We start from the raw sequence: 13,382 nt of genomic DNA on the forward strand, positions 1-13,382 counted from the left end.
GTGCAGGTCGCGCAGCCGAGCCAGTTGGCCGTCCACTTGGCGGAGTCGACCGAGGTGCCGTTGAAGTCGTCGGCGAAGACCTGGCGCCAGCTGCCCGCGATGCCCAGCGGGCCGCCGGTGCCGGACGCGGTGGTCGCGGACGCCGAGGCGCTCGCGCTTGGGGTGGTGGTGCTCGGGGCCGCGCTCGCGGTCGGCGTCTGCGTGGCGCTCGCGGAGGTGCTGGGCGCGGCGGGCGTGGTCGGTGCGGTGCTCGCCGGGGCGGAGCTGCTCGCGGCGGCCGTCGGGGTCGGCGAGGCCGAGGTGGCCGGTGCGGACTGCGTCGGGCTGGGGCTCGTGGTCACCGTGCTGCCGGTGGAGGTGAACGCCTTCTTCGGCGCCAGGTTGTGCCAGACGTTGTTCGCCTTGTAGGCGACGAACACGGTGTAAGCGCCAGCCGGGAACGTCCGGCTCTTGGGTACGAAGGTCTGCTGCGCCGAGGTCAGCGTGGTCGGGATCGCGCCGGCGAAGTCGTAGTTGGCGCCGCTCGAGGAGCGGACCGCGACGGTCAGCGCCTGGACGGCGGTCCGCTGGGTGGCGTGCACCTTGGCGGTGGCCGTCACCGTGGCGCCGGCGGAGGGTGTGGCGGGGGTGAGCGTCAGCGAGTCGACGACGACGGGGTCGGACGAGCCGCCCGGGGCGGCCCAGGCTGCGGCGCCGGTTCCGACGGCGGCGACGGCGAGCCCGAGGGCGGCGGCCCGGCGGGCGGTGAGTCGCGTGGTGCGGCGGTGCTTCGAGTTTCTGGGCATGGGGTGGGGGAACCTTTCGTACCCCCCTGCGGACGTGGCCCGCCCTTCCGAGCGGACGTGGCCCGCCCTTCCGAGACCGGAGAGGCGGACCGCTCAGCGCCAGAGCCTGCGCGACGGCCCGTCGGCGATGCAAGCCCGCTGCACCGGCCGTACGGCGTCTCGATCGCGTGTGCACGCCCAAAATCCCAGGTGGGGCGGCATGGTCGGGCGGTTGCTGTGATCTCGGGCACAGGAGGTTTATGTCCGAATTAATATGAGTTGCTAGGGAATTGGGTGGTATCGGAGGCGCTCGCGGAGCGTCCCTGACGGCGCCTCACCCGTGCCGCGCCCCCGCTGTGCCGGGCCCGCGCTCCCGTGCTCCGCTCCCTGCGCCTGGCCCGCGGGCCGCCGTATGCCGTCCCCTTGAGGGGCGCCCGGGGGCGGTGCGGACCACCCGCCTCCCGGGCGACCAGGCACCGCCCCGGGCGCCGCACGGGACACCCGTCCTGGACGGGCTCACGCCAGCAGGTTCACCCCGGCCTCGAAGACCCGCGGCAGTCGGGCCGCGAGCGGCACGATCCGCGGGGCCAGCACCGGCCGCTGCCGCGCCCACAGCAGCGCACCGGTCAGCATCCGGTAGCTGCGCGAGGCGCGCCGCCACGCCCGTTCGTACGCCTCCGGCCGGCCCGTCCGCACGCAACGCACCAGCTCGTCCGCGCAGGCCAGGGCCACCGACAGGCCCTCCCCGGTGAGCGCGTCCAGGTAGCCCGCCGCGTCGCCCACCAGCAGCGCCCGCCCGGCGACCCGCGCCCGGACCCGCTGGTGCAGCGGCCCCGCGCCGCGCACCGCCGTGCCCGCCCCGGCCGGCAGCCGCGCCGCCAGCAGCGGGAACCGTGCCAACTGCTCGTCGAACGGTGCCCGGTCGCAGGTCAACAGCGCCACACCCACCAGCTCCGGGCCGAGCGGCGTGACGTACGCCTCCGCCCGCGCCGACCAGTGCACCTCCACCGACCCGGACCACGGCGCCACCGGGTAGTGCCGGCGCAGCCCGTACCGGACGGCGCGGCCCGGCGGCGGCGGCCGGTGCAGGCCGAGGGCGCGCCGGACGGGGGAGTGCAGTCCGTCCGCGGCGACCAGGTGCCGGGCCGTCAGTCCGGCCGCCCGCACCGCGTGCGGGCCGACGTCCACCGCGCCGACCCGCAGCGGCAGTACCCGCACGCCGAGCTCCGCGGCCCGCGTTGCCAGCGCCGCGTGCAGCACCGTGCGCCGCACCCCGAGACCGTGCCCCGTGCGGAACCGTGCCTCGGCGGCCCGCGTCCCGGTCGCCTCCAGGTAGCGGATGCCGTGGAAGGCGTGGCCCTCCGGCGCCACGCCGAGCCCGGCCAGCGCCCGGACGGCGGCCGGCATCAGACCCTCCCCGCAGGCCTTGTCCACCGGAGTCCGACGCGGCTCGGCCACCACCACCTCCAAGCCCGCGAGCGCCCCGTGCACGGCGGTGGCCAGCCCGGCCGGGCCGCCGCCCACCACCAGCAGGTCGATCACCGGGCGACCGCCGGCGCCACCCCGCCGAGCGCCGCCTCCTCGCAGCGGATGCGCACCCCGAGCAGCCACAGGTTCAGCGCCGTGAAGGCGCCCGCCGTCAGCCACGCCGAGTGCACCAGCGGCAGCGCCGCCCCCTCCACCACCACCGCCAGGTAGTTCGGGTGCCGCAGCCACCGGTACGGGCCGCGGGTGACCAGCGGCAGGCCCGGCACCACGATCACCCGGGTGTTCCAGCGCGGCCCGAGCGAGGCGATGCACCACCAGCGCAGCCCCTGCGCGGCGAGCACCAGCAGCAGCATCGGCACACCCAGCGCGGGAACGAACGGCCTTGCCAGCAGCGCCGGTTCGAGGAGGCAGCCGGCCAGCAGCGCCTTGTGCAGCAGCACCATCGGCGGGTAGTGGCCGCGGCCGTGCTCGGTGCCGCCGCGGGCGATGCTCCAGGCGGCGTTGCGGCGGGCGACCACGAGTTCGACGAGCCGCTCGGCGGCGACCAGCAGGACGAGCAGGGAGTACCAGGACATCGGACCTCGATCACCAGCGAAGCAGGACGAGTTCGGAGGAGAAGCCGGGCCCCAGGGCTAGCACCAGGCCGGCGGAGCCGGGCGGCGGGGGGTCGTCCGCCTGGACGTCGCGCAGGATGTGCAGCACCGAGGCGGAGGACAGGTTGCCCACCCGGGCCAGCGAGCGGCGGCTCGGCGCGAGCGCGGACTCCGGCAGGCCCAGCGCCTCCCCGAGGGCGTCCAGCACCTTCGGCCCACCCGGGTGGCAGATCCAGGCGGCCACCTCGTCCGGCTTCAGGTCGTGCTCGGCGAGGAACGCCTCGACCTCCTCGGCCACGTGCAGCCCGGCCAGCTCCGGCAGCGCTCCGCCGAGGACGATCCGGAACCCGCGGTCGCCGATGTCCCACCCCAGCAGGTGTCCGGTGCCGGGGTACAGGCGGCTGCGGGTTGCCACCACCCGCGGACCTGGGGAGTCGTGGAAGTGCGGATGTTCCGGCCCGACCGCCAGCAGCGCGCCCGCACCGTCCCCGAACAGCGCCGAGGCCACCAGGTTGGCGGTGGAGGCGTCCGAGCGCTGCAGGGTCAGTGAGCAGAGCTCGGTGGAGAGCAGCAGCGCGGCATGACCGGGCCGGCCCGCCAGGTAGTCGTGCAGCCGGGCCAGTCCGGCCGCGCCCGCCGCACAGCCCAGCCCGAAGACGGGGAGCCGGCGGACGTCCTGCCGCAGCCCGAGCGGGCCGGCCAGTCGGGCTTCCAGCGAAGGTGCCGCGATCCCGGTGACCGAGGTCGACACCACCAGCTCGATCTCCTCGGCGGCCAGCCCGGACTCCGTCAGCACCGTTCGCGCGGCCCGCTCGCCGAGCTCCAGGGCGGCGGCGATGAACGCGTCGTTGGCCTGCCCGAAGCCGTTGATGCCCGCGTACCGCTCCAGCGGCAGCGCCAGATGACGGGTCGCCACCCCGGCCCCGGCGTGCAGCCGCTCCAGCACCGCCCGGTCCGCGTCCGGCGGCAGGCAGAGCGCCGCCAGCGACTCGGTGATCTCCTCCTGCCGGTAGCGGTGGACCGGCAGCACCCCGCTCACCGCCACAATTCGGGTCATCGGCTCAGCATAGGGAGGATTCGGTCTTATGTGGCGAAAGGGGGACTCTTGGGCGCGCCCGATTCGCTGTTCGGAGGTTGTGTCGCGTAGGTGATGCCGTGTCACTGCCGGGAGGGGGCGTTGGGCGGTGTGTGCCACGCTCTGGCGTTCGGGAGTCGCCGTTGCGGGAGCGATGGGGTGTAACCGTTGCTGATGTGATGCTGTGTAACCGGAGCGATGGGGTTCCTGCGGTGCGGCCCGCTGTCACGCCGGGGCGGCCGGTTGCTCTTGTGATGGTGTGTAACCGAGTGGAGAGCCTCTCGACGCGGCGTGCCTCCGGCACCCGTCCACCACCCGTAGCCACCGTGATGGCGTGTAACCGGAGGAACGGCCTGTCCGCCCCGCAAGCCCGATTTCCTCAGGCTACGACCACCGCGGCGCGCCCGGCCCGGCTTGGCCCGGCCCGGCTTGGCCCGACCCCACCCCGCTCCCGTGTGCCGTTGCGGGGCGAACCGTCGGCGAGGCCCTAACCTGACGGCATGTCCAGTGGGATGGACGCGGCGGCGGCCGGGCGGTGGATCCGCCGGCCGGTCCTGTTGCTGGCCGCGTGCCACCCGGCCCCGGCCGCCGCCGTCACCGTCTTCGCCGCGGGGCTCGCCGCCGCCGCGGGCCGTGGCAGGGATGCCGTCCTGCTCACCGCAGCCGCCACGGCGGCCGGCCAGCTGTCCATCGGCTGGTCCAACGACTGCATCGACTCCGCCCGGGACGCCGCCGCCGGACGCGCCGACAAGCCGCTCGCCCGCGGAGCCCTCACCCCCGGTGCCCTCACTCCCAGGACGGTCGGCACCGCGGCGGCCGCCGCCCTCGCCGTCGCCGTTCCGCTCTCGCTCGCCTGCGGCACCCGGGCCGGGGCAGCCCACCTCACCGGCGTCGCCGCCGGCTGGGCCTACAACCTCCGGCTGAAGCGGACCGCCGCCTCCTGGCTGCCGTATGCGGTGGCCTTCGGCGCGCTGCCGGCCTTCGCCACGGCAGACGTCCCGCCCTGGTGGGTGACGGGCGCGGCGGCGCTGCTCGGCTGCGGGGCGCACTTCGCCAACGTCCTCCCCGACATTCCGGCGGACCGTGCCGCCGGCGTCCTCGGACTGCCCCAGCGGCTGGGCCGCCGCCCGTCCGCCGCGGTCGCAGCCGCAGCGACCTCGGCCGCCACCGCCGTCCTCGTCCTCGGCCCGGGACGGCCCGTCCCCCCGGTGGAGGGCGTCGCGCTGGCCGTCGCCGTCGCCGCCGCCCTGCTGGCCCCGGTCGCGCCCGGCCGGATCCCCTTCCTCGCCACCATCGCCGTCGCGGGCCTGGACGTCGCTCTCCTGCTCGCCCGCGGCCCGGCCGCCACCTGACCGCCCGCCTGGCCGTCCACGCGACCGCCCGCCGATCCGCACGCTGCCCTGCTGTGCTGCCCAGCGCCGCCCCGCCCAGCGCCCGCCGCTCCGCGCATCACCCGGGAAACCGTCCGGCCCGCGGTCCGACCGTCCGGCCCGCGGTCCGACCGTCCGGCCCGCGGTCCGACCGTCCGGCCCGCGGTCCGACCGTCCGGTCGCTCGGTACGGTGGACGGTGATCGTGCACCTCCTTCCCGCTGGTCATTGAGAGGCTCCCCATGGAAAAGCGTGTCCTCGGCCGGACCGGCCGTCCCGTCTCCGTCGTCGGCCTCGGTACCTGGCAGTTGGGTGCGGACTGGGGCGACGTCCGCGAGCAGGACGCCCTTGCCGTGCTGGACGCCGCGGTCGAGAGCGGTGTCACCCTGTTCGACACCGCCGACGTCTACGGCGACGGCCGGAGCGAGCAGCTGATCGGACGCCACCTGAAGGAGCGTCCGGACGCGGGGGTGTTCGTCGCCACCAAGTTCGGCCGCCGGGTCGAGCAGCGGCCGGAGCACTACAACCTCGCCAACTTCCGTGCCTGGGCGGACCGTTCCCGGACCAACCTGGGCGTGGACCGGCTCGACCTGGTGCAGCTGCACTGCCCGCCGACCCCGGTGTACTCCTCGGACGAGGTCTTCGACGCCCTGGACACGCTGGTGGCGGAGGAGCGGATCGCCGCGTACGGCGTCAGCGTCGAGACGTGCGCCGAGGCGCTGACGGCGATCGCCCGGCCGGGCGTGGCCAGCGTGCAGATCATCCTCAACGCGTTCCGGCTGAAGCCGCTGGAGCAGGTGCTGCCGGCCGCCACCGAAGCGGGCGTCGGCATCCTCGCCCGGGTGCCGCTCGCCTCCGGTCTGCTCTCCGGCCGTTACACCCGGGACACCGTCTTCCCGGCGGACGACCACCGCACCTACAACCGGCACGGCGAGGCGTTCGACCAGGGCGAGACCTTCTCCGGGGTGGACTTCGCGACGGGCGTCGAGGCGGCCGTCGAGTTCTCGGCGCTCGCCCCGGAGGGTGCCACCCCGGCCGGGACGGCGCTGCGCTGGATCGTCCAGCAGCCGGGCGTGACCACGGTGATCCCGGGTGCCCGCAACCCCGAGCAGGCCCGCGCCAATGCGGCGGCCGCCGCGCTGCCGCCGCTCTCCGACGCCACCCTGACGGCCGTCCGCGACCTCTACGACCGCCGGATCCGCCCGCAGGTCCACGACCGCTGGTGAGCCACCGCGGCCGCCCGGTCGGCACGCTCGCGCGTCAGAGCGCCACGACCGGGCGGCCGAGCAGGTCGTCGCACCAGCCGTCGTCGTCGAGCAGCTCCGCGAGCTCCGGGTCGCGGTACGCGGTCGCCAGCGGCAGCCAGGCCAGGAACGAGCCGTAGCCGCCGCAGGTCGCGGACCCGCCGTCCCCGCCGCACATCACGCCCGGATCCGCGGTGACCTCCGGCCGGTACGGGTCCTGGGCGATGCGCAGCCCGAAGGCGTTCGGCCGGTGTTGCGGGCCGTCCGGGGCGCTGAACGGGTCGTCGGTGTCCGGGTGGGTGGCGCCCCAGCGGAAGAGCGTCGGCGCACCCGCCCCGCAGGCGTACTCCCACTCGTCGGGGGTGGGCAGCCGCCAGCCGTGTTCCTCGAAGTCCACCTCCCCGGCGTCGACCGCCTCGACGCCCACCAGCAGCGTCGGCAGCCGCACCGTCCGGACGGGGCTCAGCACCGCGCCCAGGTGCGTGCGCAGCTCCGCCGGGAAGCCGAAGCCGCGGCAGCTCTCCGCGTACGAGGAGGCCTGCTCCGGCGTCGCCTCGAAGACGGCGGCGTCGAAGCCCAGCCGCGCCTCGCCGCCGGGCACCAGCGCGAATTCCCGCCCGTGCAGCACCACGGTCGCGGTCCCGTCCGGCGTCACCGCCCAGCCGTCCGCCGCCAGCCGTTCCGCGGCCGTCCGAAGCACCCGGCCCCGCCACTCGTCCGTGCCGCCCCGCCACGCCCGCAGAGTCAGGTCCCCGATCTCCGTGCTCTCCACCCCTGCCACCCCCGCCGTGCCTGCCATGCCCGCCATGCCCGGGATCCTGCCATCCGCCCCCGACACCGAGGTGCCCCCGGTACGACCACCGTGCGCCCCGAGGACACCCCTAGGCTGGAGGAAGGACCCGCCACCGTCGGAGGGAGTGGCCGCCATGACCGAGCCGACCGCCGGGCGCCCGCACATGCCCGGGTACGGCATCCGGCCCGCGGACGAGGGCACCGGTCTGCTCCGCTGGGAGTGGGCCGAGAAGCGTCTGACCGGGTCGCACGACTACTGGGTGTGCTCGGTGCGCCCCGACGGCCGTCCGCACACCATGCCGGTCTGGGGCGTGTGGCTGGACGGCGCGTTCTGGTTCTCCAGCAGCGTCTCCTCCCGCAAGATGCGCAATCTCGCGGAGCGGCCGGACTGCGTGGTCACCACCGAGGACCCGCGGGACCCGGTGGTGCTGGAGGGCCGGGCCGAGCCGACCGCCGACCGGGCCGAGATCGCGGGCTTCCTGGCGGCACTGAACGCCAAGTACTCGGTGGCGTACGGCATCGACTTCCTCGACCCGGCGGTCAACGCCACCGTGCGGGTCCGCCCGGCGCAGGCCATCGGCCTGTTGCACACCGACTTTCGCGGCTCGCCGACCCGCTGGCGCTTCACCGACGGCGAGGACTGACCACGACGAGCGCCGACGACGACGAGGAACGACGCTGACGAGCGGTGCCGGGCCTCAGGGCGCGGTGGCCGGGTCCGCCGCCTCCTTGGGCACGTCCGGCCGGTGGAACCAGGTGCCCTGCACGGCCCACTGCACGAGCATCAGGATCACGCCCAGCACCAGCGCGCCGATGCCGATGACCGTCACACCGCCGGTCTTGCCGAAGATCGGCAGGTCGATCGAGGTGGAGCCGTAGTCCGGGTCGGCGTAGACGTCGAAGGCGCCGTAGCAGAAGAAGTACAGCAGCATCAGGCCGCCGAGCAGCGGGGCGACGCCCTTGAGGACGAAGTCCTTGACGCTGCGGGTCAGCACCTTGCGGTAGTACCAGACGCAGGCGAAGCCGGTCAGGCCGTAGTAGAAGGCGATGCCGAGGCCGACGGATGCGATCGAGTCGGCGAGGACGTTGCCGCTGATCGCGGTGAGCAGGACGTAGAAGGCGATCGAGGCGATGCCCATGCCGATGGTCGACCAGGTCGGTGTGAGGTGACGCGGATGCACCCGGCCGAAGTGCGAGGGCAGCGCCTTGTGAGCGGCCATCGAGAAGCTGGTGCGCGCGGTCGGCAGGATGGTCGTCTGGGTGGACGCCGCCGACGAGGTCAGCACCATGAAGATCATCAGCTTGCTGAGGAACCCGCCGAAGCCGGTGGTGCCGAACACGGCGTCACCCAGCCCCGACAGCACGTCCCCCGAGTTGTCCTCGTTGCCGAGCCCGATGCCCTCCGTACCGACGCCCGCGAAGGCCATCGCCGCGGTCGACACCAGGGCGTAGATGAGCAGCAGTAGGACGGTCGAGATGACGGCGGCCCGGCCCGGCGTGCGGGCGGCGTCCGCCGTCTCCTCGTTGACCGACACCGCGGTGTCCCAGCCCCAGTAGATGAAGACCGCGGAGAGGATGCCCGCGGTGAACGCCGTCGACGAGGACACCTCGAACGGGTTGAACCAGGAGGCGTCCACCGTGATGGCGGTGGACGGCGGGTTCGAGCCGTACACCTTGACCAGCGCCGTCACCGAGAGCAGGACCAGCATCACGACCTCGATGCACAGCAGCCATCGTTGCAGCGCCGCGGACAGCTCGATGCCGATGTAGCAGATCCAGGTCATGACGACGATCCAGACGACGCCGGCGACGGTCGTCCAGGTCGTCGAGTTCGCCAGCGAGTCCAGGCCGAACAGTTGGAAGCCGTAAACGCCCGCGATCTGCGCCAGGTTCGCCATCACGATGATGTCGGCGACGATGATGCCCCAGCCGCCCATCCAGCCCGTGCGCGGGCCGAACGCCCGCGCCGCCCAGGTGAACGTCGTCCCGCAGTCCGGGTCGGAGGCGTTCAACTCCTTGTAGGAGAAGGCGATCAGCAGCATGGGGATGAACGCCAGGATGGTGATGATCGGCGCCTGCAGGCCGACCCCGACGACGATGATGCCCAGCGTTGCCGCGAGGCTGTAGGCGGGGGCGGTGGAGGCCAGGCCGATGGCGACGGACGACACCAGGCCGAGCGCGCCGGTCTTCAGACCCTTCTCGCCGGCACCCGAGCCGGTCGAACGGGGTGCGGTGGAAGGAGTCTGATTGCCGGGAGGCATCGACACCGGACCCACCCCCTCTCTCCAGCCCGGAGGCTGTGACGGGGCCGCAAGGGCAGGAACTGGGCACCATCGTACGCCCGTACGCTCCACCGCTCTCGGCGTCCACACCGCCTGTGACCTGCGCAGACGTCAAATTCACCCGGTGGGCCCAGCCTCCGTGGTGCCCTCCCGGGCGATGGCGCGCAGCCGCGCGGGGGCCACCAGGAGGAAGGCGTCGAGCACCAGGTCCTCGACCTGCCGCCAGTCGACCTCGACGTCCAGGTACACCCCGATCCAGCCGCGGCCGCCCACGTACGGCGGGCGGAAGTACCGGTCCGGATCGGCCGCCACCAGGTGCTCCTGCACCCCGGCGGCGGCCGCCGCCCAGAAGCCCGTCCGGTCGTCGTGGTGCCGGTCCGAGGTCATGGCGGACATCGGCCGGCCCGCGAACCAGGCCGCCTCCCCGTGGCTCGGCCGCTCCTCGGCACCGGGCAGCGCCAGGCACAGCCCGCGCAGCCGCTCCAACGCCGCCCGCAGCACCGCCCCGTCCCGGCCCGCAGCCTCGCCCGCCGCCCCGTTCCGGCCCACAGCCCCGTTCCGGCCCGCAGCCTCGCCCGCTGCCTCCCCCTCGCCCGCCGTCTCAGTCGCGGCCGCGCGGCTCGCCGCGGTACGTGCCGAAGTACCAGCGGTTGCCCTCCGGGTCGCGGGCGGCGAAGTCCCGCGAGCCGTAGTCCGTCCCGTGCAGGGCGTCCACGATCCCGGCGCCCGCGGCGACCGCCCGCGCGTGCACCGCGTCCGGGTCCGCCGTCACCACGTACGCCCCGAAGCTGCCCGGCGGGGTCGGACCGCTGCCCTGCGCGCCGTCGACACCGTCAGGGTCCTCGCGGACCGAGCCCAGCATCACCCCGCCGCCCTCCGGCCAGCTCAGCTGCGCGTGGTGCACCACGGAGCCCTCCCCGTACACCACCGTCTCCTCGAAGCCGAACGCCTCCACCAGGAAGGCGATCAGCTTGCGGGCGTCGTGCGACCGCAGCGTCGGCCACACCTGCGGTGCGGGCGCCCCGTCCGGGACCTGTGCCGTACCCATCACTCCACCTCCGTGCCGCGTCGGCCGGTGCCGGTCGCACCCGGGGCCGTCGCGCACCCCGTGCCGTCACACCCCAGCCTGTACCGCGGCCGGCACCCCGGCTTGGACGAATCGGAACTCCTCCGCCAGCCACACGCTCGGCGCGACGCCGGCCAGCGCACGGAACTCCCTGGCCAGGTGCGCCTGGTCGAAGTACCCGCACCGAGCCGCGAGTTCGGCCAACCGGCCACCGTTCGACGCGGCCATCCGGCGGGCCCGGTCGAAGCGCACCACCCGGGCCGCGGCCTTCGGCGACAGCCCCGTCTCCAGCCGGAACCGCGCCGCGAGGTGCCGCTCGCTCCAGCCGACCTCCGCCGCCAGCGCCGACACCGGCAGCCGCCCGCCGCTGCGCCGCAGCAGCGCCCACACCCGCCGCACCTCCGGCGCCGCCTCGCCGTACGGCTCCGCGAGGCGCGGCAGCAGCGCGTCCAGCACCGCGAACCGCTCCGGCCAGCCGGGCGCGGCGAGCAGCCGATCCCGGACCTCCCCGGCGAGCGGGCCCAGCAGGTCCTCGGCGGGCAGGTCCAGACCCGCCAGCTCGCCCGCCGGCAGGCCCAGCAGCGGGCGCGCAGCCAGCGGGTCCAGCGCCACCTGGATGCCGGACTGCCGGCCGGGGTGGGTGATCAGCGCGGGCGTGGTGTGCAGCCCGCCCAGCAGCGCCGTGTAGTCCTGCGGCCCACGGCCGGGTTCGGGATGCACCGCCACCGTCAGCGGGTCGTCCAGCGTGAAGATCAGCGTCAGCCACGGCGAGGGCAGGCCCCGGTGCCGGCCCGGCGGCAGACCGGCCTGTCGGTACCCGGAGTACCGGGCCGCGTACCGCGCCATCGCCCCGGTCGGCCACACCCGGTGACCTTCGTCCACCACCGCCTCGTCCACCCCGCCAGTATCGGCCCGCCGGGCGCCGTGCGGGGTGGCCGGGTGAGACCCGGGTCACATCCGGCGGGGTGGATGTCACACCCGGGCCCCCTGTGCTGCTCTCGATCGGTGACCGCACACGGGAGGCACACCATGACCGGCACCGCAGCGACCGGCAGCACGGACGACGGCGACGGGACGACACAGGACTTCGTCGACCACCGCGACCTGCTCTTCTCGATCGTCTACAGCATGCTCGGCACCGTCGCCGACACCGAGGACGTGCTGCAGGAGACCTGGCTCGCCTGGTCCGGCCGAGGCGCCGAGCGGATCGACAACACCCGCGCCTACCTGGTGCGGATCGCCGTCAACAAGGCGCTCGCCCGCCGCGCCGCGGTCACCCGCCGCCGCGAGACCTACTTCGGCCCCTGGCTGCCCGAACCGCTCGTCGCCCCCGCCGGTGCAGAACCGCCCGCCGGCACCGCCGAGGAGGCCGAACGGGCCGAATCCGTCTCGATGGCCCTGATGGTCGTCCTGGAGACGCTCTCGCCGCTGGAGCGGGCCGTCTTCGTGCTGCACGAGGTCTTCGGCTACCAGCACACCGAGATCGCCGACCTGCTCGGCCGCACCCCCGCCGCCGTCCGCCAGACCGCCCACCGCGCCCGCGAGCACGTGCACGCCCGGCGTCCCCGCTACCGCACCGACGCCGCGCTGCGCCGCCGCGTCACCGAGCGGTTCGCCGCGGCCGTCGGCGGCGGCGACCTGCACGCCCTGCTCGACCTGCTCGCCCCGGACGTCACCCTGTGGGCCGACGGCGGCGGCCGCGCCCCGGCCGCCGGGCGGCTGCCCGTGCACGGCCGCGACCAGGTCGCCCGGACGCTGATGGCCGGCGCGGCCCGGAACGCCGCCACCCTGCACGTCCGCTGGGCGCGCGCCAACGGCGACCCCTCGGCCGTCCTGTTCGCCGGTGAGGAGCCGTTCGCCGTGCTGGTCGTCGAGCCGACGGCCGACGGCGACCACGTCCGCGACATCTACTTCGTGACCAACCCCGAGAAGCTCACCCGCATCCCGTGAGGCCCAGGGCCCCACGGACCCGACCCGACCCGACCGGACCCGACCGGACCAGGGAGACCACCGTGAAGATCACCGTCGTCGCCGCCACCGGCGGCATCGGCCGCCACCTCCTCGACCAGGCGCTGGCCGCCGGCCACCAGGCCACCGTGCTCGTCCGCAACCCCGACCGGCTGACCCCCGAGCAACGGGCGTCCGACCGGATACGGGTCGTCACCACCGACCTCGCCGACCCCGACCCGGCCGCCGTGGAGCGCGCCGTCGCCGGTGCCGACGCCGTGCTCTCCGGACTCGGCGCCCGCTCCAACGCCGAGGCGGGCGTCGCCGAGCGCGGCACCCGCGCCCTCGTCCGCGCGATGCGCAGCACCGGCACCCGGCGGATCGTCGTGGTCAGCGCCGCACCCGTCGGCACCGTGCCCTCGCCCGGCCGCCCCACCCCGCCCCGGTACGACCCCGGCGACGGCTTCCTGATGCGCCACCTCTTCGGACCCGCCGTCAAGGCCGCGCTCCGGCCGCACTACGCCGACCTCGCCCGGATGGAGGACGAACTGCGGAGCAGCGGACTGGACTGGACGGTCGTCCGCCCGCCCCGACTGACCGACGGACCGGCCACCGGCACCTCCCGGACGGCCCTCGGGCAGAACGTGCGCGGCGGCTGGACCGTCCCGCGGGCCGAGGTCGCCCGGCGGATGCTGCGGCTGCTCGACGACCCGCAGACCGTCCGCGAGGTGATCGCGGTGGCCCGCTGAGCCGTCGCTGGCG

The 13,382-nt window shown here is 75.0% G+C and carries 13 protein-coding genes and 1 pseudogene; 5 read left to right on the forward strand and 9 right to left on the reverse strand.

Annotated features, from left to right (window positions below):
- The 4 genes and pseudogenes from AB0442_RS28680 to AB0442_RS28695 all read right to left on the reverse strand — a co-directional run.
- Positions 1-785: pseudogene (locus tag AB0442_RS28680) on the reverse strand (hypothetical protein); the annotation flags it as partial.
- A 495-nt stretch (positions 786-1,280) separates the two neighbouring features.
- Positions 1,281-2,306, reverse strand: coding sequence for an NAD(P)/FAD-dependent oxidoreductase (locus tag AB0442_RS28685; protein ID WP_366166407.1), 1,026 nt, complete (start codon positions 2,304-2,306; stop codon positions 1,281-1,283).
- Complete coding sequence (locus AB0442_RS28690; protein ID WP_366166409.1) at positions 2,303-2,827, reverse strand: isoprenylcysteine carboxyl methyltransferase family protein; 525 nt, start codon at positions 2,825-2,827, stop codon at positions 2,303-2,305. Before AB0442_RS28690 ends, AB0442_RS28685 begins: the two co-directional genes overlap by 4 nt.
- A 10-nt stretch (positions 2,828-2,837) precedes the next feature.
- On the reverse strand, positions 2,838-3,902 hold the full coding sequence (locus AB0442_RS28695; RefSeq protein ID WP_366166411.1) for a 3-oxoacyl-[acyl-carrier-protein] synthase III C-terminal domain-containing protein: 1,065 nt from the start codon (positions 3,900-3,902) through the stop codon (positions 2,838-2,840).
- 518 nt (positions 3,903-4,420) lie between these two features.
- On the opposite strand from AB0442_RS28695, the gene AB0442_RS28700 reads away from it, so the two are divergent.
- Together AB0442_RS28700 and AB0442_RS28705 are read left to right on the forward strand one after the other, a co-directional pair.
- Complete coding sequence (locus tag AB0442_RS28700; protein WP_366166413.1) at positions 4,421-5,272, forward strand: UbiA family prenyltransferase; 852 nt, start codon at positions 4,421-4,423, stop codon at positions 5,270-5,272.
- Positions 5,273-5,531: 259 nt separating this feature from the next.
- Complete coding sequence (locus AB0442_RS28705) at positions 5,532-6,515, forward strand: aldo/keto reductase (RefSeq protein WP_366166414.1); 984 nt, start codon at positions 5,532-5,534, stop codon at positions 6,513-6,515.
- A gap of 34 nt (positions 6,516-6,549) precedes the next feature.
- On the opposite strand, the gene AB0442_RS28710 is transcribed toward AB0442_RS28705, so the two are convergent.
- Positions 6,550-7,341, reverse strand: a complete 792-nt coding sequence (locus AB0442_RS28710) for a hypothetical protein (RefSeq protein ID WP_366166415.1) — start codon at positions 7,339-7,341, stop codon at positions 6,550-6,552.
- Between the two features lie 118 nt (positions 7,342-7,459).
- Here AB0442_RS28710 and AB0442_RS28715 point away from each other — a divergent pair, with 118 nt between their 5' ends.
- Positions 7,460-7,969 (forward strand): pyridoxamine 5'-phosphate oxidase family protein, encoded by a 510-nt coding sequence (locus AB0442_RS28715; RefSeq protein WP_366166416.1) that lies wholly within the window; start codon positions 7,460-7,462, stop codon positions 7,967-7,969.
- A 54-nt stretch (positions 7,970-8,023) separates the two neighbouring features.
- On the opposite strand, the gene AB0442_RS28720 is transcribed toward AB0442_RS28715, so the two are convergent.
- From AB0442_RS28720 to AB0442_RS28735, 4 genes are all read right to left on the reverse strand, one after another.
- Positions 8,024-9,586: an APC family permease gene (locus AB0442_RS28720; protein WP_366166470.1), complete on the reverse strand. Its 1,563-nt coding sequence runs from the start codon at positions 9,584-9,586 to the stop codon at positions 8,024-8,026.
- A gap of 138 nt (positions 9,587-9,724) precedes the next feature.
- Complete coding sequence (locus tag AB0442_RS28725) at positions 9,725-10,156, reverse strand: MmcQ/YjbR family DNA-binding protein (protein WP_366166418.1); 432 nt, start codon at positions 10,154-10,156, stop codon at positions 9,725-9,727.
- A gap of 52 nt (positions 10,157-10,208) precedes the next feature.
- Complete coding sequence (locus tag AB0442_RS28730) at positions 10,209-10,655, reverse strand: VOC family protein (protein WP_366166420.1); 447 nt, start codon at positions 10,653-10,655, stop codon at positions 10,209-10,211.
- Positions 10,656-10,721: 66 nt separating this feature from the next.
- Complete coding sequence (locus tag AB0442_RS28735) at positions 10,722-11,570, reverse strand: AraC family transcriptional regulator (protein WP_366166422.1); 849 nt, start codon at positions 11,568-11,570, stop codon at positions 10,722-10,724.
- A 132-nt stretch (positions 11,571-11,702) separates the two neighbouring features.
- On the opposite strand from AB0442_RS28735, the gene sigJ reads away from it, so the two are divergent.
- Positions 11,703-12,623: an RNA polymerase sigma factor SigJ gene (gene sigJ, locus AB0442_RS28740; protein WP_366166424.1), complete on the forward strand. Its 921-nt coding sequence runs from the start codon at positions 11,703-11,705 to the stop codon at positions 12,621-12,623.
- A 62-nt stretch (positions 12,624-12,685) separates the two neighbouring features.
- On the forward strand, positions 12,686-13,369 hold the full coding sequence (locus AB0442_RS28745; RefSeq protein WP_366166426.1) for an NAD(P)-binding oxidoreductase: 684 nt from the start codon (positions 12,686-12,688) through the stop codon (positions 13,367-13,369).
- Positions 13,370-13,382: the final 13 nt, after the last annotated feature.

Origin of the sequence: Kitasatospora sp. NPDC085895 (genome assembly GCF_040702125.1) — a bacterium.
Taxonomy (GTDB): Bacteria; Actinomycetota; Actinomycetes; order Streptomycetales; family Streptomycetaceae; genus Kitasatospora; species Kitasatospora arboriphila.